Here is a 22010-nt window from a genome sequence, read left to right on the forward strand (position 1 = left end):
GGGACCCCCCACATGAAGTTCACCGACGGCTACTGGCTGCTGCGCGAGGGCGTCACCGCCGCCCACCCGGTCGAGGTCCTCGATGTCAGCGCACCGGACGGGGCGCTGGAGATCCACGCGCCGACCATGCCGATCCGCCACCGCGGCGACCTGCTGAAGGGACCGGTCGTGACGATCAGCGCCCACGCCCCGCTGCCCGACATCATCGGCGTCACCTTCACCCACTTCGAGGGCGAACAGCCGCGCGGCCCCCAATTCGACGTCCAGAAGGAGGAGTTCGCGGTCCACACCTCCTACGACGACGAGCATGCGACCCTCACCTCCGGCGCGCTCTCGGTCAAGGTGGCCCGCACCGGCCCCTGGCACGTCGACTTCCTCGCCCACGGCCGCACCCTCACCAGCAGCGGCCCCAAGGGCATGGGCATCATGCGCGACGCGACCGGCGCCCACTACCTCCGCGAGCAGCTCGGGCTCCAAGTGGGCACATCCGTCTACGGACTTGGCGAACGCTTCGGCCCGCTCGTCAAGAACGGCCAGGTCGTCGACATGTGGAACGCCGACGGCGGCACCGCCACCGAACAGGCCTACAAGAACATCCCCTTCTACCTCACCGACGCGGGCTACGGCGTCTTCGTCGACCACCCCGGCAAGGTCTCCTTCGAGGTCGGCTCGGAGGCGGTCTCCCGGGTCCAGTTCAGCGTGGAGAGCCAGCAGTTGACGTACTACGTCATCTACGGCCCGACCCCCAAGGACATCCTCCGCAAGTACTCCGCCCTCACCGGCCGCCCGGCGCTCCCGCCCGCCTGGTCGTTCGGGCTGTGGCTGTCGACGTCGTTCACCACGTCGTACGACGAGGAGACGGTGACGTCGTTCATCGAGGGCATGCGGGAGCGTGAACTCCCGCTCTCCGTCTTCCACTTCGACTGTTTCTGGATGCGCGAGTTCAACTGGTGCGACTTCCAGTGGGACCCGAGGGTCTTCGCCGACCCGGAGGGCATGCTCGCCAGGCTGAAGGAACGTGGCCTCCACATCAGCGTCTGGATCAACCCGTACATCGCCCAGCGCTCCCCACTCTTCGCCGAGGGCAAGGCACTTGGGCACCTGCTCCGCCGCCCCGATGGCAGCGTCTGGCAGTGGGACCTGTGGCAACCCGGCATGGCCCTGGTCGACTTCACCAGCCCGGCCGCCCGCGACTGGTACGCCGGAAAGCTGGAGGCGTTGCTCGCACAGGGCGTCGACTGCTTCAAGACCGACTTCGGCGAGCGCGTCCCCGTCGATGTCGCCTACGCGGACGGCGCGGACCCCGAGCGGATGCACAACTACTACACCTACCTCTACAACCGCACCGTCTTCGACGTCCTGCGCAAACACCGCGGCGAGGGCGAGGCGGTCGTCTTCGCCCGCTCGGCCACAACCGGCAGCCAGAAGTACCCGGTTCACTGGGGCGGCGACTGCGAGGCGACGTACGAGTCGATGGCCGAGTCCCTGCGCGGCGGGCTCTCGCTCGGCCTCTCCGGCTTCGGCTACTGGAGCCATGACATCGGCGGCTTCGAGGGCACCCCGACCCCCGCCCTCTTCAAACGCTGGCTGGCCTTCGGCCTGTTGTCCTCCCACAGCCGCCTGCACGGCAGCTCGTCGTACCGCGTCCCGTGGCTCTTCGACGAGGAATCCGTGGACGTACTACGGCAGTTCACCCGCCTGAAGCTCAGCCTCATGCCGTACCTCTACGAGACCGCGCGCACCGCCTCCGCCGAGGGCGTGCCGATGATGCGCGCGATGGTGCTGGAGTTCCCGGACGACCCCGGGTGCGCGCACCTGGAACGGCAGTACATGCTCGGCCCGGACCTCCTGGTCGCGCCGGTGTTCAGCGACGACGGGGACGTCTCGTACTACGTCCCCGAGGGCACCTGGACCCACTACCTCACCGGCCGCACGGTCACCGGACCGCGCTGGGTGCGCGAGAAACACGGCTTCGACAGCGTGCCGCTCCTCGTCCGGCCCGGCGCGGTGGTCCCGGTCGGCGCGGTGGCCGACCGGCCGGACTACGACCACGCCGACGGCGTAACTCTGCGGGCGTACGCCCTGGAGCGGGGCGCGCAGGTGACAGTGCGGGTCGGAGAGGTGGCCTTCACCGTCGTACGGGAAGGGGACACGCTCCGGGCGTCCTGCACGGATCCGTCCGTCTCCTGGGCGCTGGCGGCCGGTTCGCGGTCGAAGTCGGGCAGCGGGTTCCTGACCCTGGAGCTGGGCTGATGGTGAAGATCACGGATGTGGCCCGGCACGCGGGCGTCTCCCCCAGCACCGTGTCGTACGCCCTGAGCGGCAAGCGCCCGATCTCCGAGGAGACCCGGCTGCGCGTCGAGGCGTCGATCCGCGAGCTGGGCTACCGGCCGCACGCCGGTGCCCGCGCCCTGGCCAGCAGCCGGTCCAACGTGCTGGCCCTGGTGATCCCCTTACGGACCGGCATCCACGTCCCGGTCGTCATGCAGTTCGCGGTCTCCGTGGTGACCACCGCCCGCCGCCACGACCACGACGTCCTCCTGCTCACCCAGGAGGAGGGCGAGGAGGGGCTGCGGCGGGTCGCGGACACGGCACTCGTCGACGCGATGATCGTGATGGACGTCCAACTCGACGACCCCCGGCTGCCGTTGCTCCGTTCCCTGGACCGGCCGTCCGTGATGATCGGCTTCCCCGCCGAGGCGGACGGGCTGACCTGCATCGACCTCGACTTCAAGGCGGCCGGCGAGCTGTGCGTGGAACGGCTCGCGGGGCTCGGGCACCGAGTCGTCGCCCTCGTCGGCTCACCGCCGGAGGTGTACGTCCGCGGAACCGCCTTCGCCCAGCGGGTGGTTCAGGGCTTCACGGCCGCCGCCGACCGCAACCGGCTCGCCTCCTCCGTCCACCCCTGCGAGGCGGCACCGGCCGCCGCAGCCGCCGTGGCGGAGCAACTGCTGCGCGAACAGCCCGCGTTGACCGGAGTCGTCGTTCACAACGAACCCCTCCTGGAACCCCTCATCGACGCGTTCGAGCAGCTCGGGCTGCGCGTCCCCGGCGACCTGTCGATCACCGCGATCTGCCCCGACGAACTCGCCGAGTCCGTACGGGTCCCGGTCACGTCGGTCGCGCTGCCGACCGCCGAACTCGGTTCCGGGGCCGTCGAGTTGCTGATGAAGAAGCTGGACGGCAAGACCGTGCCCGACGCGACCCTCCTGTCCCCCCGGCTGACGGAACGCGCGAGCACGGCACCGCGCAACGCGCCCTGAGACACCTCCGAGATCCCCAACGCCCGCATGCAAGGCCCTACTTGAAGGAGCCGCGACATGAAAGGCAAGAGAAGAAGACACAGAACCACGCTCGTCGTCGCCTTCGCCCTGATCGCCGGTCTGGGAGCGACGGTCCCGGCGACGGCCGACACCCCGTACCCCTTCCGCGACCCAACCCTTCCGGTGAGCAAGCGTGTTGACGACCTCCTGGCCCGCCTGACCCTCGACGAGAAGATCTCCCTCCTCCACCAGTACGAGCCCGCGATCCCGCGTCTCGGCATCCAGTCCTTCCGCACCGGCACCGAGGCCCTGCACGGCGTCGCCTGGCTCGGCAAGGCCACCGTCTTCCCGCAGGCCATCGGACTCGCCTCGACCTGGGACCCGGCGCTGATGGAGGAGGTCGGTTCGGCGGTCGGCGACGAGGCCCGCGGCTTCCAGCAACAGCGCCCGGACGGCTGGGGGTTGAACCTCTGGGCCCCGGTGGTCAACCTCCTCCGCGACCCGCGCTGGGGCCGCAACGAGGAGGGCTACAGCGAAGACCCGGAGCTCACCGGCACCCTCTCGACGGCCTACGGCGAGGGCCTCACCGGCGGCGACCCGAACCACCTCAAGACGGCCCCCACCCTCAAGCACTACCTCGGCTACAACAACGAGGTCGACCGCGCCACCACGTCCTCGGATCTCCGCCCCCGGGTGGAGAAGGAGTACGACGAGGCCGCGTTCAAACCGGCGATCGAGGCCGACGCGGCGACAGGCGTGATGACCTCTTACAACCTGGTCAACGGCCGCCCCAGCACGGTGAATCCGGACCTGAACGACGTCGTACGCAAGTGGACCGACCAGTCCCTGCTGAACGTCACCGACGCCTTCGCCCCCGGCAACCTCGTCACCCCGCAGCAGTACTACCCCAGCATCACGGAGGGCGACGCGGCCGCGCTGAAGGCCGGCGTCGACAGCTTCACGGACAACAGCGCCGATTCCGGCCCGACGACGACAGCCATCAACTCGGCCGTCCAGCAAGGCCTGTTGAAGGTCTCGGACATAGACAAGGCGGTGTCGGACATCCTCTCCGTCCGTGTCCGCCTCGGTGAGTTCGACCCGGGCGGCGGCAAGTACGGCTCGATCGACGCGTCCGTCATCAACAGCCCGGCGCACCAGCAGTTGGCGCGCAAGGCGGCGGCCGAGGGGACGGTACTACTCAAGAAAAGTGTGACACTTCCACTGAAAGCGTCACAGAAAGACGTGGCAGTGGTCGGCCCCCTCGCCGACACGCTCTACACGGACTGGTACTCGGGCACCCTCCCCTACGCCGTCACCCCCGCGCAGGGCATCGCCTCGAAACTCGGCACCGGAGTGACCACCAGCGAGGGAGTCGACCGCATCGCCCTGCGCGACACGGCGACCGGCAAGTACGTCACGGCAGGCACCGGCGACACCGGCGCCCCCTTGCAGGAGTCCACCAACACCCCCACGACAGCGGCCCAGTTCGACGCCTTCGACTGGGGCTCGGGCATCGTCACCCTGCGCTCGGCCGCCAACGGCAAATACGTCGGCTACAACTGGTCGAACTTCGTCAACGACCAGACCCAGCCCAATGGTTGGTACGTCCAGCAGCAGTTCAAGCTGGAACAGCAGGACGACGGAACGTACTTGCTGAAGTACGCGGGCTACGAGACGTCGGAGTCCTGGTGGTCGAACCCCCTCTACCTCGGCCCGACCGACGCGAACGGCACCCTGGGCCTGGTCCCCAAGGATCAGGCCGCCCACTACGCGAAGGACGTCGTCCGCAGCGGAGTCGCCGACGCGGTGGCAGCGGTGAGGGGCAAGGACACAGCAGTCGTAGTCGTAGGCTCCATGCCGTCGATCAACGGCCGCGAGGCCCACGACCGCACGGACATGTCCCTGGCCCCCTCCCAGGAGGCCCTGGTCAAGGCGGTCCACCAGGCCAACCCCAAGACGGTGGTCGTGGTCGAGAACAGCTACCCGACCACACTCGGAGCACTGCAGAAAGAGGTCCCGGCCCTCCTCTGGACCTCCCACGCGGGCCAGGAAACAGGCAACGCCCTCGCCGACGTCCTCTACGGCGACGTCAACCCGTCCGGCCGCCTCACCCAGACCTGGTACCAGTCGGAGTCGGACCTCCCGTCGATCCTCGACTACGACATCATCAAGTCCGACCGCACCTACGAGTACTTCCAGGGCACCCCCCTCTACCCCTTCGGCTACGGCCTCTCGTACACGACCTTCCGCTACGGCACCCTGGAACCCGTCCCCGGCGGCTACGAGATCCCGGTGACGAACACGGGCACCCGGGCCGGTGACGAGGTCGTACAGCTCTACACACACCAGCGGACATCCCGCGACAAAGAACCCCTCAAGCAATTGAAGGCATTCCAGCGGGTCTCCCTGAAACCCGGCGAGACAAAAACAGTCCGCCTGAAAATCCAGCAGAAAGACCTCGCCCACTGGGATGTCACCCGCTCGAAATGGACGGTGGAAAGCGGCACGTACGACGTCATGGCCGGAGCGTCGTCGGCGGATATCCGCGCCCGCACGACCTGGCAGGTCCACGGGGAGACCATCCCGCCCCGGAACCTGTCGAAGACCACCCGCGCCGAGAACTTCGACGACTATTCCGGCATTCACCTCGTCGACGAATCCAAAGCGAGCGGTACAGCTGTGGGGGCTGCGGAGAACGAGGCGTGGCTGAAGTTCGCGGATACGCAACTGGGCACAAGGGCAACGAAGTTCGCGGCCCGGGTGGCGAGTACGGGCGCCGGCACGGTCGAGGTCCGGCTGGGCTCTCCGGCCGGCAGGCTCATCGGTACGGCACACGCAGGCGGGACGGCATCGTCGTACGACTATGAGTCGGTGACCGCCGACCTGTCGGGTGCGGCGAAGGGCCGTACGGACGTGTATCTGGTCTTGAGCAACGGGTTGCGAATGGCGACTTTCACCATTCAGTGACAGGAAAAGGCCCCCTGCCGCCGAAGCAGCAGGGGGCCTTACCACTGTGTTCAATTAGAAACATGGGATGAGTGGAGATGGCGGGAATCGAACCCGCGTCCACCGGTGCAGAATCAGGGCTTCTCCGTGTGCAGTTCGCTGTGATTTTCTCGGCCCCGGTGATCACGCGAACAAGTCGCCGACGGGCCCAGTCACTGTTTGATTTCCCATCGAACCCCGTGACCGGGCTCGATGGTTTAGTTCCCTAGATTATGCCAGGGTCCGGGTCGGGAACACCCCCGGGCTGACACCCTTTTAGGGTCCTTCAGTCGCTGTTATTAGGCAGCGAGGGCGAAGGACTGGGAATCGCTCTTGGAATTGGCGATTATTGGTTGCGACATATGGTTAACGAGATCATTGCCGCTTCCTCGACACGCTTCACCTGCTTCGACAGCCGCTGTCGAAACCGATCATCCCCATGTTGTTTTTTCAAACCGCTACACACCCGCTGTGGGGTGCAGTAGCCATCGTACGCGACCAACGCGCGCCGAGGCCACCGTATTCCCGGCGGCCGCCCGCGAGAAGGACCGGCTACTCGCCGCGCTGCTTCCGCTTCGCCGCCGCGATCGCGCGGTCCGACTCCCGGCGGTCCTGCTTCTCGCGCAGGGTCTGCCGCTTGTCGTACTCCTTCTTGCCTCGGGCGAGGGCGATCTCCGCCTTTGCCCGGCCGTTGCTGAAGTACAGGGCCAGGGGCACGATCGTGTGACCCGTCTCCTGGGTCTTGGCCTCCAGCTTGTCGATCTCCTCGCGGTGCAGCAGCAGCTTGCGCTTGCGGCGCACCGAGTGGTTGGTCCACGTGCCCTGGTGGTACTCGGGGATGTGGGCGTTGTGCAGCCACGCCTCGCCCCCGTCGATCTGGACGAAGCCGTCGGTCAGCGAGGTGCGGCCCTCGCGCAGCGACTTGACCTCGGTGCCGGAGAGGACGAGCCCGGCCTCGTAGGTGTCGATGATCGCGTAGTCGTGCCGGGCCTTCTTGTTCTGGGCGACGATCTTGCGCTTGCCGCCCTTCTCGCCGTCCCTGGCCTTGCCGCCGGCGGCGCCACCGCCCTGCTTGGGCTGGGACTCCTTGGGTACGTACATTCCCTTGCTCATAGTGCTGCCCATTTTCGCACTACAGGGGGGTCCGAGGGAAAGGCGATTACAAACGGCCGTCAGGAGCCGCCTATGACGCGTCCCCGAGCCCGCTCAACACCGTCTCGGCGCGCTCCACGGCGGCCTGTCCCTGCGCGGTGACGTCGAGGTCGGGGGTGATGCCCCGGCCGTCGACGGTGTGGCCGGAGGGGGTGCGGTAGTGGCCGACGGTCAGTTCGGCGACGACGCCGTCGGGGAGTTTGCTCGGCATCTGGACCGAGCCCTTGCCGAAGGTCCTGGAGCCCACGACGACCGCGCGGCCGCGGTCCTGGAGGGCGCCGGTGAGCATCTCGGCCGCGCTCATCGTGCCGCCGTCGACCAGCGCGACCAGGGGTCTGGTGGTGTCACCGCCGGTGTCCGCGTGCAGGGCGCGCTGCCGGCCGTCGACGTCGTACGTGGCGACGAGGCCGCCGTCGAGGAAGGCGGAGGCGGTGGTGACGGCCTCGGTGACCAGGCCGCCGGAGTTGCCGCGCAGGTCGAGGATGAACGCGGAGTCGGCCGGGGCCTGCCGTACGGCGGTGCGGACGAGGTCGCCGACGCCCTTGGTGAACGCAGCGATCTTGATGACGGTGACCTCACCGGCGAGCCTGCGGACGGTCACGGAGTCGGTGGAGAGGCGGGCGCGCCGTACGGTCTCGCTCCACGCGTGCGTGCCGCGCTCCAGGCCGAGGGTGACGGCGGTACCGGCGGCGGCGTCCTGGGCGTCGCCCCGTAGTAAGGACACGACCTCGGTGACGGGCTGCCCGTCGACGTTCTCGCCGTCGACGCTGCGGAGCCGGTCGCCCTTGCGTACGCCCGCGGTGGCGGCCGGCGACCCGGACTGCACCCGGGTCACCTCGATGCGGCCGTCGCGCTCCCGGCGGGCCCAGAGGCCGACGCCGGTGTACTGGCCGTCGAGGGCCTCCTCGAACTCCTCGTACTCCCCCTGGGAGTACACGGCACCCCACCGGTCCCCGCTGCGGCTCACGGCGCGCTCGGCGGCCTCCATGGGCGACTTGCCGTCGGCCTTGGCCTCGGCGGCGGCCTTCGCGACCTCTTCGGTACGGGCGAGCGGCGCCGAACGCGCCGTACCGGACGCCGATTTCCGGTCGGCCCGGCCGGGTTCGTCGAACGACCCGGCCGCCGCACCGGCGACCAGCACACTCGCGAACACCAATGTCAGGGCGGCCCCGCGGCGGATGCGGCGGGGCTGACAGAACAGGTCACGACCTGACATGGCGGTGAGTCTAGGACAACGGGAAGGGCCGCACGGGCGGTTGCCCGTACGGCCCTCTTGGCATGTGTCACACCTTCAGGTACTTGCGCAGCGCGAAGAACGCCGCAAGCGCGGGCATCAGGAGGCTCGTCGCGAGGATCAGCGGGAGCTTCGTCAACACGGCGTCCCAGCCGATGAAGTTGATCAGATTCAGCTTGTGGGACAGGTCCAGGCCGTGGTCGATGATGAAGTACCGGGCGACGACCAGGAATCCGCAGGCGACCGTGCCGCCGATCAGGCCGGCGACCGCGGCCTCCATGATGAACGGCGCCTGGATGTAGAAGCCGGAGGCGCCGACCAGGCGCATGATGCCGGTCTCGCGGCGGCGGCTGAACGCCGAGACGCGCACCGTGTTGACGATCAGCATCAGGGCGACGACCAGCATGAGGGCCATGACCGCGCGGGCGGCCCAGTTCATGCCGTTCAGGAGGCCGAAGAGGTTGTCCAGGATGCCCTTCTGGTCCTGCACCGACTGGACGCCGTCACGGCCGTCGAAGGCGGTCGCGATGACCTGGTACTTCTCCGGGTCCTTGAGCTTGATGCGGTACGACTCCTGCATCTGGTCCGGCGTCAGCGAACTGGCCAGCGGGGAGTCGCCGAACTGCTCCTTGTAGTGCTTGTACGCCTCGTCCTGGGACTCGAAGACGACCTTCTGGACGACCGACATCTTGTCGAGGTCGGAGACGATCGACTTCTTCTGGTCGTCGGTCACCGCGCCCTTGGCGCAGTTGGGGTCGGACTCGGCGTCGCTCTTGTTGCAGAGGAAGATCGAGACGTTGACCTTGTCGTACCAGTAGCCCTTCATCGTGGTCACCTGGTCGCTCATCAGGAGCGAGCCTCCGAAGAGGGCCAGGGAGAGGGCTACGGAGACGACGACCGCGAAGGTCATCGTCAGGTTGCGGCGGAGACCGACACCGATCTCGGAGAGTACGAACTGGGCGCGCATGGCGGCTTTTTCAGGCCTTTCCGTGGACGGACATCAGACGGCGGTCGGTCGGCGGTCAGTGCTGGTAGCCGTAGACGCCACGTGCCTGGTCACGGACGAGGCGGCCCTTCTCCAGCTCGATGACGCGCTTGCGCATCTGGTCCACGATGTTCTGGTCGTGCGTCGCCATCACCACGGTGGTGCCCGTCCGGTTGATCCGGTCGAGGAGCTTCATGATGCCGACGGAGGTCTGCGGGTCGAGGTTGCCGGTGGGCTCATCCGCGATGAGGAGCTTGGGGCGGTTCACGAAGGCTCTCGCGATGGCCACGCGCTGCTGCTCACCACCGGACAGCTCGCCCGGCATCCGGTCCTCCTTGCCGCCGAGCCCGACGAGGTCGAGCACCTGGGGCACGGACTTGCGGATCTCGCCCTTGGACTTGCCGATGACCTCCTGCGCGAAGGCCACGTTCTCGGCGACCGTCTTGTTGGGCAGCAGGCGGAAGTCCTGGAAGACGGTCCCCAGCTGGCGGCGCATCTGCGGCACCTTCCAGTTGGAGATGCGGGCGAGGTCCTTGCCCAGCACGTGCACCTGGCCCTGACTGCACCGCTCCTCGCGGAGGACCAGCCTCAGGAAGGTGGACTTTCCGGAGCCGGAGGACCCGACGAGGAACACGAACTCGCCCTTCTCCACTTCCAGGGAGACGTCCCTGAGAGCGGGGCGGGTCTGCTTGGGGTAGACCTTGGAGACATTGTCGAATCGGATCACGGGTGCACCACGGGTAGCCGGGGGTAGGTGAGCGTGACCATACGCGACCCGGGTGTGCCCGCGCAGTCGGCGTCCGGGGTTGCGCGAGGCTTGCACGTTTTGTCGCGGATTTGAAGGGCTGGAACGCACAAGGTCGGGGCAGGATAAGGCGAGCCGCGCCGAATCCCGCGGAACCTGGCACAGTGGAGGGGAACGTTCGGGAACGTTCTCGGGTCCCGTGGCGTTGTGTCTGTGATAGCCGGTGCAAGGAGGGCGAGCGCATGACGTACGACCGGTTGGTGTGCGCGAACTGCGCGGCGCCCGTGAACGAGGGCCGCTGTCCCGTCTGCCGCGCGAACCGCGAGCGGCTGCAGCAGGAGAACAACCCGTGGGGCAATCTGAACCCCATGGCGTTGATCGCCCTGCTCGCGGTACTGATCGCGGCGCTGGCGCTGGTGGCGCACCAGACCGCGTAAGCGGCCTGATCACCGCGTAGGCGGCCTGTACAAGGACACGCAGAAGGGCCCGGAGCACACGCTCCGGGCCCTTCGTCGTACGACGTGCGTACGGTCCGTACGGGGACGGCTACCGTCAGGCGACCGTGCCGCCGCGATTGCTGCTCGCGAGGCGCGGGAGCACGCGGAAGGCGATGCCGCCGGCGATCATCGTCGCGGCGCCGATCAGCAGGAACGCGGTCTGGCCGGCACCGGTCTCGGCAAGCTCACCGCCGCTGCCCTGGGCCGTCGTGTCGGACCCGGTGTCGGTGAGCGCGGAGGTGCCAGCCTCCTGGGCGGAGGAGCCGCCGTCGGGGTCGTTGTTGTTGCCGCCGGTGGAGCCGGAGCCGCTGGTGCTGCCGTCCGACGGGCTGTCGGTGGGCTCGTCCGTCGGCTCGGTGGGGTTGCCGGTGGGCTCGGTCGGCTCGTCGGTGGGAGGCGTCGAGGTGGGCTCGTCCGTCGGCGGCGTCGAGGTCGGCTCGTCGGTCGGCGGCGTCGAGGTCGGCTCATCCGTCGGGATGACGGTGGGCTCGTCGGTCGGAGTGCTCGGCGTGGTCGGGTCGTCGAGGTTGACGTCCGCGCTGACCCCGTTCCCGTCCACGGTCACACCGAGGTCGAGCGCCGAAGCGGCACCCGCGGCGGTCAGCGAGGCACCGGCGGCGATGATCGCGCCGGCCGCTATGCGCGCGACACGGATCCGCGTCTTCTTGGTCATTAGGTTGCTACCCCCAGTAGCTCGTCGTCAGGGTGGTGCGTCGGTGTCCGGGGCCGTGATCGACGGGGGTGGCAGCTGACGAAAGCTCAAGTCCCCCGGTTCACATGCGCCCCGGAGACACGCATGCCACGCTTCACCCTTCCCAGTTTTCACAGCAACGTCAAGGCCGTTGCGAGCGCAATGTCCAACTACGGGTTCTTTGCTGGGGGATGGAACCTGTGAGTGTGATGTAAAACCCAGACATCAGGGATCCCTGACGGGAAAACAAAAGGCAACCACCGCCCGGTGGGCGGCAGTTGCCTTGTCGACAAACTTACTTCTCCTGCTGCTTGCGCCAGCGAATTCCGGCCTCCAGGAAGCCGTCGATCTCGCCGTTGAACACGGCCTCGGGGTTGCCGACCTCGTACTCCGTGCGGAGGTCCTTGACCATCTGGTACGGGTGCAGGACGTACGAACGCATCTGGTTGCCCCAGGAGTTGCCGCCGTCGCCCTTGAGGGCGTCCATCCGGGCCTGCTCCTCCTGGCGGCGCCGCTCCAGCAACTTGGCCTGGAGCACGTTCATCGCGCTGGCCTTGTTCTGGATCTGGGAGCGCTCGTTCTGGCAGGAGACGACGATGCCGGTGGGGAGGTGGGTCAGACGCACCGCGGAGTCGGTGGTGTTGACGCCCTGGCCGCCGGGGCCGGAGGACCGGTACACGTCCACGCGCAGTTCGGACTCGTCGATCTCGATGTGGTCGGTCTGCTCGACGACCGGGAGGATCTCGACACCGGCGAAGGAGGTCTGACGGCGCCCCTGGTTGTCGAACGGCGAGATCCGCACCAGCCGGTGGGTGCCCTGCTCCACGGAGAGCGTGCCGTAGGCGTAGGGCACGTGCACGGCGAAGGTGGTCGACTTGATGCCGGCCTCTTCGGCGTACGACGTCTCGTAGAGCTCCGTCTTGTAGCCGTGGCGCTCGGCCCAGCGCAGGTACATGCGCTGGAGCTTCTCCGCGAAGTCCGAGGCGTCGACGCCGCCGGCCTCGGCGCGGATGGTGACGACGGCCTCGCGGGAGTCGTACTCGCCGGAGAGGAGGGTGCGGACCTCCATCTCGTCCAGCGCCTTCTTGACGGCGGCCAGTTCGTTCTCCGCCTCGGCGCGGGTGTCCGGGTCGTCCTCCTCCTCGGCCATCTCGAAGAGGACCGAGAGGTCGTCGATCCGGCCGCGGAGCGCCTCCGTCTTGCGGATCTCGGCCTGGAGGTGGCTCAGCTTGCTGGTGACCTTCTGCGCCGCCTCCGGGTCGTCCCACAGGGAGGGCGCTGCGGCCTGCTCCTCAAGGACGACGACATCTGCCCTCAGCGTGTCCAGGTCCAGGACGGCCTCGATCGACTCCATGGTCGAGGAGAGGGACTTGAGCTCTTCGGATACATCGACGACTGCCACGCCTCCAGCGTAACGGCTCCGCCAAGCGGGGAGTGCCGGGGCTGGAACGGGGCTCTGGTCACCCGGCGGGGATGGTGCACGTCCCTGGGGGCTCCGCCCCCAGACCCCCAGGCCTATGCCCACCCACCACCCGTCTCGGTCGGCCAAGAGGCGGACGTACCCCAGCCCGTCCGGCGTTTGAGACGGCGAAGGCGAGCAACCTCTAAACCCCCGGAGGTGGCCCGCCCCCAGCTCGACCGGCGTTTGAGGACGAGGCCGTTCAGGCCGAAGGGGGGTCTGGGGGCGCAGCCCCCAGGGATGGGACGGGTAGGGGCGGCGGGGGCGAGAAAAATTACGGCGAAGCCGGTGCCGAGTTCTTGGTGTCCGGGGAGTCCCCACCGGAGTCCCCCGACGTCGCCGCCCAGGTACCGACCCCGACCGCAGCCACCAGCACCACCCCCGCCGCCGCCAACGTCAGCCGCCGCCGTCGCGTCGCCGCCCGGTGCCGGGCGGAGCCGGGACGCGGGGCGCCCGCCGGACGCGGGGCACGTGCCGTCCCCCGGGGCCCGCCCGCCAGCTCGTCCGGTGCCGGGACCCGCATCGACGTATGCGTGTCCCGGTTGGAGTCGGCGGGCTTGGCGCCCGGGACCAGCGGGACCGCGCCCCGGCGGACCCGCTCGCTGCGCGCCGGCGTGGCCGCCGGGGTCTCCTCCTGCTCCGCCGCCTCCTCCTCGGTGTCCGGCTCGTCGACGTCCAGTGGGGGCATGCCGGCCAGCAGCGGGAGCTGTTCGCGGAGGCGCGCGGCGAGTTCGGAGGCGCGCAGGCGGGAGGCCGGGGCCTTGGCCAGGCACTGGACCATCAGCTGCCACAGCTCGTCGGGGATCCCGGGCAGCGGTACGACGGTCTCGGTGACGTGCCGTCGCAGGACCGCGCCGGGGTGACCGCCGCCGAACGGGGTGAATCCGGCGAGGAGTTCGTACAGGACGGTCGCCAGGGCGTAGATGTCGACGGCCGCGCGCGGGGGCAGGCCCTCGACGATTTCGGGGGCGAGGTAGTCGGGCGTGCCGATGATCTTCGTCGCGCGGGTGCGGCGCGGGGAGTCGATGAGCTTGGCGACCCCGAAGTCGGTCAGCAGCGCGGGGTGCGCGCCGCCGGGACCGAGCGGGCCCTGCATGTCGAGGAGGACGTTCTCCGGCTTGACGTCCCGGTGGACGACGCCGGCCGCGTGGGCCGCCGCGAGTCCGTCCGCGATGTCGGCGACGATCGCGACCGCGGCCTCCGGGGAGAGCCGGCGTTCCCGGTCGAGGCGGGTGCGCAGATCCGTGCCCCGGACCAGGTCCATGACGAGGGCGAGGTCGTTGCCGTCGACCACGAGGTCCCGTACGGACACGATGTTCGGGTGCTCCAGGCCGAGCAGGGCCGTGCGCTCCTGCACGAAGCGGCCGACGAGTTCCTGGTCGGACGCGAGGTCCTCGCGCAGCAGCTTGACGGCGACGGGACCCTCGGGTCCCTCACCCAGCCACACCGTGCCGGCACTGCCCCGCCCCAGGATCTGGTTGGCGGTGTACCGGCTGCCGATCTTCCGTGCCAAGGCTGCTCCTACCGACGCGTGTGTCGCTAAAACTACGCGTCGGATGAGCCAACCTTCACCGCGGAGGCGGAAATCACCCACTGGGTGTCGACAAATCCCCAACCCAGCGTCCGACAAGGGCGATTCGGGGGTCTGTCGCCGGTCGCGGCGAGAGGTCGGGAGGTCGAGAAGTCGGGAGTCAGTTGCCGGTCGCGGAACTCAGGTCCTTGACCCAGCCGCTCACCTGTCCGGCGACGTGGCTGATCTCGTGCCAGTAGCTCCGGCCCGTGCCGATCCAGTCCTGGAGCGGGGTCAGCTCCCAGACCAGCCAGCCCGCGACGAACAGCAGGACGATCGTGAACAGGCAGCCCTTGAGGCAGCCGAGCCCGGGGATCTTCATCGGGTTGGCGCTGCGCTGCCGCGGCTGGCGGGGCTCGCGGGCGGGCTCCGGCGGCCGCTGGGGCTGCTGGCGGCTCGGCGGGGCGTACTGCTGCGGCTGGTGCTGCTGGGGATGGCCGTAGCCGCCGCCCTGCTGCTGCGGTTGCTGGCGCTGCGGGGGCCGCTGCTGCGGGCGCTGCTGGGCGGCCTGGCGGGGCTGCTGCTGCGGGTGGGCGACCTGGCGCTGGGGGCGGCGGCGCAGCGGGTCCTCGCCGGGGTCGAGGTAGGGCTGGTACTGCGTCTGTTCGTTGCGGTCGCGGGCGGCGCGCAGCTGGTTCTGCCAGGGGTGCGGCTGCTCGGGGCCGGCGCCGGACTGGTTCTGCTGGTTCTGCTGGCCGTACTGACCGGCCTGGTTCTGCGGCATGACCGTGGTCGGGTCGGCCGCGCCGCGGTTCGGCATCACCGTGGTCGGGTCCGCGGCGCCCACCGGGCCGCTGGTGTGCGGGAGGACGCTGGTCGCCGCGTTCGGGTCGTAGGCGCCCGCACTGTGCGACAGGACCTGCGTCGGGTCGGCGGCGCCGGGCACGGTCGGTACGGCGGCGGGGGCCGGGTCGGGGGCCAGCAGCCTGCCGACGCTCTCGGCGGCGGCGATCTGCGCGGAGTTCGCGTGCACGCCGACGCCCTCGGCTACGACGCGCAGGGCGCGGGCGAGGTTCTCGGCGCTGGGCCTCTCGTCCGGGTTCTTGCGCAGGCAGCGCTCGATGACCGTCCACAGGGGGTCGGGGACCGTCGAGGGGCGGCGCGGTTCGGCGCTGAGGTGCTGGTGGAGGACTTCGAGGGCGGAGCCGCCGGAGAACGGCGGGTGGCCGGTGACCAGCTCGTACAGCAGGATGCCGGCGCCGTAGATGTCCACGGCGGAGGTCTGCGGGCGGCCCTCGGCGGACTCCGGCGCGATGTACGCGGGCGTGCCGACGAATTCCTGGGTGCGGGTCAGGCCCGGGGAGTCGGCGAGGCGGGCGATGCCGAAGTCGGTGAGCAGCGGGTACATCTGGCCGCCGCCCTGCTTGAGCAGGACGTTCGCCGGCTTCAGGTCGCGGTGGACGACACCGTCGGCGTGGCTCGCGGCCAGCGCGTCGGCGATCTGCGCGGTGAGCAGGGCTGCGCCGACGGGGCTGAACGGGCCGTTCTCCCGGAGGTAGTGGTGCAGGTCGGGGCCCTCGACGAGGTCCATGACGAGCGCCAGGAGATCGCCTTCCACGACGAGGTCGCGGACTCTGACGATGTTCGGGTGGGTCAGGCGCAGCAGCACCGACCGCTCGCGCAGGAACCGCATCACGATGTCGGGATCGTTCGCGAGCTCTTCTTTGAGGACCTTGATCGCGACGGTCTCGCCGGGCTGGCCCTGGACGGCTGCCTCGGCGCCCGCGGTCTCACGCTGGCGGGCCCGCCAGACGGTGCCCGTGGCGCCGCGTCCGAGTGGCTCCTCCAGGAGGTACTTGCTGCCTACCGGCCGCACGTCTGCGCTCCCTGCTGCTTGCCTGTGTTCCGGTCCACTGTAGTGCCGCCCCTCTTGCGGCTACCTACGTAAGCATCGCCGTACATGTTCGAAGGAAAGACGCTCTCCCCGGTCTCCCGGTTGCCCCAATGGTCACCGAAGGCGGACATGACCGGTCTCACTCGATCACCGGTGCGGCACTGGTCAGGCACTTTTGGGGACAGAGCTGACCAATCAAGATCACTTGCCACCGGGGCCCGGGCGAGTTGTCAGTGGCAGGTGCGAGGATGCGTGCAGTACTGGCCGATTGCTCGCGCGGGGTGGGGGAAATTCCGTGCCCGGGCAGAAGGGACCGCTGACGGCGATGCAGATCCGGCTGACCGTCGTAGACCCGCTGGGGCCGCCCGCGCAGCCGCGGGGCCGCTCCGCGAGTTGCGATGTGCTGGTCACCGCGCCCGCCGGCACGGCCCTGGCCGCGGTGGCGTCCGCGCTGGCCTCGGCGGTCTCCGCCGACGCGGCCGCGTCGCAGTCCGAGCGGAGCCGCGAGTCCGGCGGCCCGATCGTGCTGTACGCGGGCGTGGAGCGCCTCGACACCCAGCGCTGCACCCTCGGCGAGCCGCCGCTGACGGACGGCGCGGTGCTGTCCCTGGGCGCCCCCGCCGAGCCCGAGGCCCATCCCGAGCTGGACGACGCCCCGACCCAGCTCCACGTGGTCGCGGGCCCGGACGCGGGCGGGGTGCACCTCCTGCACGGCGGCCAGATCCACATCGGCCGCTCCGCCGACGCCGACGTCCCCCTGGACGACCCGGACGTGTCCCGGCTGCACTGCGCGGTGACGGTCGACCCCGGAGGCCGTGTCTCGGTCGCCGACCTGGGCTCGACGAACGGCACGACCCTGGCGGGCACGCGCGTGGGCACCCGCCCGGTGCGCTTCGCCCCGGGCGCGCTGCTCCGCATCGGCGAGTCGGCCCTGCGGCTGACCCCGTCCGGCGGCCCGGGAGCGCGCGCCGAGACGGCCCCCGATGGCGAGGGCCACGTGCGCGTGTCGCCCGGCACGTCGGCCGGCCCGCGCAGCGAACCCCTCGTGGTGCCCGGCCAGGGCGGTGCCCCGAGCATCGAGCACCGCGTCGCCCAGGAGGGCGGCGACACCCACGCGGGCCACTTCGGAGTCTTCGGCGAGCCCCTGGGCGCCGAGGACGTGTTCTCCGCGCCTACGACGACCTCCCGCATCCCCCCGCAGGACGACGACACCGACGCCCACACCGGACGCAAGGGCACCCCGCTCCGGGGCACCGACGTCCCGCAGGGCGTCCGCAGGCGCGGCGGCATCGGCAAGTGGGCCCGCCGCCTGACGGGCGGCCGCGGCGAGTCGACGGCCGAAGGCCCCGAGTCGTCCTACGACGAGGAGGTCGCCGACGAGAGCGTGCCGCCCCCGCCCGTCGTCCTCCAGCAACCGGACACCTGGCCCGACCCGGCGGCCCTGCTGCTCACCGCCCTGGGCCCGGGCCCCCGCCTGTGGGAGCGCACCCCCGGTCACCCCGAGGCGCTCACGGTGCGGCTCGGCACGGCGGACCGCGCGACACCGGACGGCTCGGCGCTGCTGCCCGCGGTGCCGGTGACCTCCGGGCTCCGCGAGGTCGGCGCGCTGGGCCTGGCCGGTCCGCGCGCGCGGCTCTCGGGGCTGGCCCGCGCGGTGGTGGCCCAGCTCGCCGCGCTGCACTCCCCCGACGCCCTGGAGATCGTGCTGATCAGCACGGACCGCGCGCGTACGGTGGCCGAGCGCACCGCCGAGTGGTCCTGGCTCGGCTGGCTGCCGCACCTGCGCCCGGGACACGGCCAGGACTGCCGACTGCTGCTCGCCTACGACCGGGAACAGGCGACCGCCCGGACTGATGAGCTGCTGCGGCGACTGGAAGACCACGCCATGGATGCGCGGGGCGCGGGGCGACCGGGTGTCACTTCCGGCACCTCCAGCCGTCGCACTCCGGGCATCGGCGCGCAGCGCGGCTCGGCGGAGGGGCGGTCGGGCCTCTCCTCGCCACACGGTTCGCTCGCCTCACAACACGGTTCAGGGGAAGGCCAGTTGGGGGCCGCCGCCGCACGGCACACGGCCGACGATCGTCATCCGCGCGGGGCGACGGGCGCCTCCGCCACCCCGACCACGTACAACACCACCGACGACGCCCACCACCACCGCTCCGGCACCTCCGACGACCCGGCCTCCGGCGCCACCCGGCCCCGGCCCGCCGGCTCCGACGATTCCCTCCGCGGCGCCGCCCACCGTCCCGCGTGGGCCCGCACCGACGACGGTGACGGCTCGGCGGACGGTTTCGTGGGGCCGTACACCGTGCTCGTGGTGGACGGTGACCCCGGTGGCGCCGATGTGCGCGAGGCGGTGGCGCGGCTGGCCCACGACGGGCCCCGGGCCGGTATCCACGTCGTCTGCCTGGCCGAGACGGAAGCGGCCTCGCCCGTGTCCCCCGTGACGGAGACCTACGAGGCGGCCTGCGCGGCGGCGCCGACGTTCCGGGAGTGCGGGGCGGTCGCGCTGCTGAGCGGTGATGTCGCCACGGCGCTACGGCTGTTGCGGGTCGCGCACGGCGGTACGGGGGCGTCTCGGACCGGCGGTACGGGTGGGACGCGACCGGGTACGGAGGCATCCCGACCCGGCGCAGCGACGACACCTCTCCGTACGGAACCGTCGCGCCCGGGTGCAGCAACATCGCGCCCCGGCCAGAACGACCCCGACCACGCCCGCCACAGCCAGACAGGCCTCGGCCAAGCCGACCCGAACCCGTTCGACCCCGACTCCGCCGGTCCCGGCCCCGTGGGCAACGGCACCATCGCCGCCGTGGACGCCGTCTCGCTCGCCTGGGCCGAGCGCTTCGCGCGAGCACTGGCGCCGCTCAGGGCCGACGGCCCCGCGAACGAGCGGCACGCGCGCGTGTCGGCGCCGTTGCCCCAATCGGCGCGGCTGCTGGACGAGTTGGGGCTGGCCCGGGCCACCCCGGCCTCCCTGCTGACGCGCTGGGCGGATGCCGGGGACGACAAGGACGCGGTCGGCGGGCGGGCCTGGGCCGTGCTCGGGGCCGGGCCGCGCGGGCCGGTCACCGTGGACCTCGCCGCCGACGGGCCGCATCTGCTGATCGAGGGGCCGCCGGGCAGTGGCCGTACGGAATTGCTGCGGGCGGTCGTCGCGTCCCTCGCCGCCGCCGAGCGGCCCGACCGGCTGGGCGTCGTGCTGATGGACGGGCGGGACAGCGTCGGCGCGAGCGGCGGGCACGGCGAGGGGCTGCGGGTCTGCACGGACGTACCGCATGTCACCACCCATCTCACCGCCAACGACCCTGTGCGCATGCGGGAGTTCGCGCAGTCGCTGAGCGCGGAGCTGAAGCGGCGGGCCGAGTTGCTGGGCCGGATCGGGTTCGTCGAGTGGCACTCGCGGCACGAGGTGTCGGGGCGGATCATCTCCCAGCGCGGTACGTCCGGTGCCGGGGATCTGGAGTCCCCGTCCAGTTCGACGATCCGGCTGCGCCCGTCGGCCGCGGCCCGTCAACAGACCGAGGCGGCACCGCCGTTGCCCCGGCTGGTCGTGATCGTGGACGACCTGGACGCGCTGGTGAAACCCCCGCTCGGCTCCCCCGGGCGTCCCGCCGCCGGGTCGGTGATACGCGCGCTGGAGGCGGTGGTCCGCGAGGGCGAGCGGCTCGGGGTGCATCTGGTGGCGGCGGCCGCCGTAGAGGCGCGTACGTCCGAGACCGAGCCCGCCCGGCACATCACCCTGCGTGTCGCTCTTGACGCGATCACCCAGGGTCCGGACGAACCCGCCCCGGGGCGTGGCCGGTTGACGCTGGCGGACGGGCGGGCGACCGCGTTCCAGGGTGGGCGCGTGACGGGCCGTATCCCGCGGACGGCGACGCTCCGGCCCACGGTCGTGCCGCTGGAGTGGCAGCGCATGGGCGACCCCCCGGCGCGCCGGCCGGTTCGCGAACTCGGCAACGGGCCAACGGACTTGGCGCTCCTGGCCAGCGCGCTGGAGCGGGCCACGCGCTCGGTGTCGGCGGCGGAGGTGCCGTCGCTCCTCTGATCGTTCACAGGCTGCCCACACAACCCCACGTCACGACCCAATCACGATCGCGTACTTGACAGCGGACGCCATCTTGCCGCGTTCAAGTACCGGGCGTAGACCAGTGCGCACGGAAGCGTTCGAGCGTTCGACGAGGAACGAAGAACGGGGCAGTGATGCGCAGCACGAGCAGCACCTACCGGACACGCACCACCGTACGTACAGCGGCAGTTGTCGCCGCGGGGGCACTGACGCTCTCGCTCGCCGCCTGTGGAGGCAGCGACAACAAGAGCGACAGCGGCAAGTCGAGCAGTCCTTCGGAGACCGCCGGAACCGTCACCCTCCCGAAGCTGAACGGCGCGAGCCTCGAAGTGGCCGCCGTGTGGACGGGTGCCGAGCAGAAGAACTTCAAGGCGGTCCTCTCGGAGTTTGAGAAGCGCACAGGTGCGAAAGTCACCTTCGTGCCCGCGCAGGACCCGATCATCAACTTCCTCGGCTCCAAGATCGCGGGCGGCCAGCCGCCGGACGTCGCGATGCTCCCGCAGCCCGGCGCCATCAAGCAGGCCGTCGACAAGAAGTGGGCCAAGCCCCTCGGCGCCGCCGCGCTCGCGGAGTTGCAGAAGAACTACTCGCAGGGCTGGCAGGACATCGGCAAGGTCGGCGGCAAGCAGTACGGCGTGTACTACAAGGCCGCCAACAAGTCGCTGATCTGGTACAACGCCAAGGTCTTCGAGAACGCGGGCGCCAAGGAGCCCAAGACCTGGGCGGAGTTGCTGACGACCGCGCAGACGGTCTACGACTCCGGGGTCACCCCCTTCTCGATCGCGGGCGCGGACGGCTGGCCGCTGACGGACTGGTTCGAGAACGTCTATCTGTCGCAGGCGGGCCCGGAGAAGTACGACGAACTCGCCCAGCACAAGATCAAGTGGACGGATCCCTCCGTCAAGCAGGCGCTCACCACGCTCGCCCAGATCTGGGGCAAGAAGGCCTACATCGCGGGCGGTCAGAACGGCGCGCTGCAGACCGAGTTCCCCGCGTCCGTCACCCAGACCTTCAACGGCGGCGACCAGCCGAAGTCCGCGATGGTCTACGAGGGCGACTTCGTGCAGGTCAACATCGGTGAGACCAAGGCGAAGGTGGGCACCGACGCAAAGGTGTTCCCCTTCCCGGCGGTCGGCTCCACCGCGCCCGTGGTCTCCGGCGGCGACGCGGCCGTCATCCTGAAGGACTCCAAGGCGGCCCAGGCGCTGGCGACTTTCCTCGCCTCACCGGACGCGGCGACGATCCAGGCGAAGCTCGGCGGCTATCTCTCCCCGAACAAGAACGTGCCGGACTCGGCGTACCCGAACGCGGTGCAGCGGACGATCGCCAAGTCGCTGATCGCGGCCGGTGACGACTTCCGCTTCGACATGTCGGACCAGGCTCCGCAGTCCTTCGGCGGTACGCCGGGCAAGGGCGAGTGGAAGGACCTCCAGGACTTCCTGAAGAACCCGACGGATGTCGCGGGCACGCAGGCCCAGTTGGAGAAGGACGCGGCGGCGGCGTACGCGAGCGGGAGCTGATCCCGA

Annotated in this window: 14 protein-coding genes and 1 other RNA gene; 6 read left to right on the top strand and 9 right to left on the bottom strand. The window is 70.3% G+C overall.

Annotated elements, in window-relative coordinates:
* Positions 1–12: 12 nt before the first annotated feature.
* Genes yicI through OO69_RS44495 form a run of 3 tightly spaced genes read left to right on the top strand, consistent with a single transcriptional unit; the run spans position 13 to position 6230 of the window.
* On the top strand, positions 13–2253 hold the full coding sequence (gene yicI, locus OO69_RS44485; protein ID WP_033286709.1) for an alpha-xylosidase: 2241 nt from the start codon (positions 13–15) through the stop codon (positions 2251–2253).
* The gene (locus OO69_RS44490) at positions 2253–3263 is read left to right on the top strand and encodes a LacI family DNA-binding transcriptional regulator (RefSeq protein WP_199811152.1); all 1011 of its coding nucleotides are present in this window, start codon (positions 2253–2255) and stop codon (positions 3261–3263) included. Before yicI ends, OO69_RS44490 begins: the two co-directional genes overlap by 1 nt.
* 57 nt (positions 3264–3320) lie before the next feature.
* The gene (locus OO69_RS44495) at positions 3321–6230 is read left to right on the top strand and encodes a glycoside hydrolase family 3 protein (protein WP_033286710.1); all 2910 of its coding nucleotides are present in this window, start codon (positions 3321–3323) and stop codon (positions 6228–6230) included.
* 69 nt (positions 6231–6299) lie between these two features.
* Here OO69_RS44495 and ssrA read toward each other — a convergent pair.
* From ssrA to ftsE, 5 genes are all read right to left on the bottom strand, one after another.
* Positions 6300–6687: a transfer-messenger RNA gene (gene ssrA, locus OO69_RS49850) on the bottom strand.
* 113 nt (positions 6688–6800) lie between these two features.
* Entirely contained in the window at positions 6801–7349 is a 549-nt protein-coding gene (gene smpB, locus OO69_RS44500; protein WP_033286711.1) for an SsrA-binding protein SmpB, read from the bottom strand.
* Positions 7350–7431: 82 nt separating this feature from the next.
* Positions 7432–8616, bottom strand: coding sequence for a S41 family peptidase (locus OO69_RS44505; RefSeq protein WP_199811153.1), 1185 nt, complete (start codon positions 8614–8616; stop codon positions 7432–7434).
* Positions 8617–8683: 67 nt separating this feature from the next.
* Positions 8684–9601 (bottom strand): permease-like cell division protein FtsX, encoded by a 918-nt coding sequence (gene ftsX / locus OO69_RS44510; RefSeq protein ID WP_033286713.1) that lies wholly within the window; start codon positions 9599–9601, stop codon positions 8684–8686.
* 55 nt (positions 9602–9656) lie between these two features.
* Positions 9657–10346: a cell division ATP-binding protein FtsE gene (gene ftsE / locus OO69_RS44515; RefSeq protein ID WP_033286714.1), complete on the bottom strand. Its 690-nt coding sequence runs from the start codon at positions 10344–10346 to the stop codon at positions 9657–9659.
* Positions 10347–10606: 260 nt separating this feature from the next.
* Here ftsE and OO69_RS44520 point away from each other — a divergent pair, with 260 nt between their 5' ends.
* On the top strand, positions 10607–10801 hold the full coding sequence (locus OO69_RS44520) for a hypothetical protein (RefSeq protein WP_033286715.1): 195 nt from the start codon (positions 10607–10609) through the stop codon (positions 10799–10801).
* Between the two features lie 115 nt (positions 10802–10916).
* Here the strand turns inward: OO69_RS44520 and OO69_RS44525 are convergent, their stop codons facing one another.
* The 4 genes from OO69_RS44525 to OO69_RS44540 all read right to left on the bottom strand — a co-directional run bounded on the left by OO69_RS44525 (position 10917) and on the right by OO69_RS44540 (position 16397).
* Positions 10917–11534, bottom strand: coding sequence for a hypothetical protein (locus tag OO69_RS44525; protein ID WP_033286716.1), 618 nt, complete (start codon positions 11532–11534; stop codon positions 10917–10919).
* Between the two features lie 313 nt (positions 11535–11847).
* Positions 11848–12954 carry a peptide chain release factor 2 gene (gene prfB / locus OO69_RS44530; RefSeq protein WP_033286717.1) on the bottom strand — a complete coding sequence of 369 codons (1107 nt, stop codon included), beginning with the start codon at positions 12952–12954 and terminating at the stop codon, positions 11848–11850.
* A 331-nt stretch (positions 12955–13285) separates the two neighbouring features.
* Complete coding sequence (locus tag OO69_RS44535) at positions 13286–14524, bottom strand: serine/threonine-protein kinase (RefSeq protein ID WP_033286718.1); 1239 nt, start codon at positions 14522–14524, stop codon at positions 13286–13288.
* A gap of 178 nt (positions 14525–14702) precedes the next feature.
* Positions 14703–16397 (bottom strand): serine/threonine-protein kinase, encoded by a 1695-nt coding sequence (locus OO69_RS44540; protein WP_033286719.1) that lies wholly within the window; start codon positions 16395–16397, stop codon positions 14703–14705.
* 343 nt (positions 16398–16740) lie between these two features.
* On the opposite strand from OO69_RS44540, the gene OO69_RS44545 reads away from it, so the two are divergent.
* Both OO69_RS44545 and OO69_RS44550 read left to right on the top strand, forming a co-directional pair.
* Positions 16741–20463: an FHA domain-containing protein gene (locus OO69_RS44545; RefSeq protein ID WP_033286729.1), complete on the top strand. Its 3723-nt coding sequence runs from the start codon at positions 16741–16743 to the stop codon at positions 20461–20463.
* Positions 20464–20618: 155 nt separating this feature from the next.
* Positions 20619–22004: an ABC transporter substrate-binding protein gene (locus OO69_RS44550; protein ID WP_033286720.1), complete on the top strand. Its 1386-nt coding sequence runs from the start codon at positions 20619–20621 to the stop codon at positions 22002–22004.
* Positions 22005–22010: the final 6 nt, after the last annotated feature.

The organism is Streptomyces sp. NRRL F-525 (genome assembly GCF_000716605.1).
Lineage (GTDB): Bacteria > Actinomycetota > Actinomycetes > Streptomycetales > Streptomycetaceae > Streptomyces.

What these genes read in the sequence shown, in the direction of transcription:
- OO69_RS44525 (WP_033286716.1), bottom strand. Translation starts at nt 11,534, where the DNA reads ATGACCAAGAAGACGCGGATCCGTGTCGCGCGCATAGCGGCCGGCGCG.
- yicI (WP_033286709.1), top strand. Translation starts at nt 13, where the DNA reads ATGAAGTTCACCGACGGCTACTGGCTGCTGCGCGAGGGCGTCACCGCC.
- OO69_RS44520 (WP_033286715.1), top strand. Translation starts at nt 10,607, where the DNA reads ATGACGTACGACCGGTTGGTGTGCGCGAACTGCGCGGCGCCCGTGAAC.
- OO69_RS44490 (WP_199811152.1), top strand. Translation starts at nt 2,253, where the DNA reads ATGGTGAAGATCACGGATGTGGCCCGGCACGCGGGCGTCTCCCCCAGC.
- OO69_RS44505 (WP_199811153.1), bottom strand. Translation starts at nt 8,616, where the DNA reads ATGTCAGGTCGTGACCTGTTCTGTCAGCCCCGCCGCATCCGCCGCGGG.
- OO69_RS44495 (WP_033286710.1), top strand. Translation starts at nt 3,321, where the DNA reads ATGAAAGGCAAGAGAAGAAGACACAGAACCACGCTCGTCGTCGCCTTC.
- ftsX (WP_033286713.1), bottom strand. Translation starts at nt 9,601, where the DNA reads ATGCGCGCCCAGTTCGTACTCTCCGAGATCGGTGTCGGTCTCCGCCGC.
- OO69_RS44550 (WP_033286720.1), top strand. Translation starts at nt 20,619, where the DNA reads ATGCGCAGCACGAGCAGCACCTACCGGACACGCACCACCGTACGTACA.
- smpB (WP_033286711.1), bottom strand. Translation starts at nt 7,349, where the DNA reads ATGTACGTACCCAAGGAGTCCCAGCCCAAGCAGGGCGGTGGCGCCGCC.
- OO69_RS44545 (WP_033286729.1), top strand. Translation starts at nt 16,741, where the DNA reads ATGCAGATCCGGCTGACCGTCGTAGACCCGCTGGGGCCGCCCGCGCAG.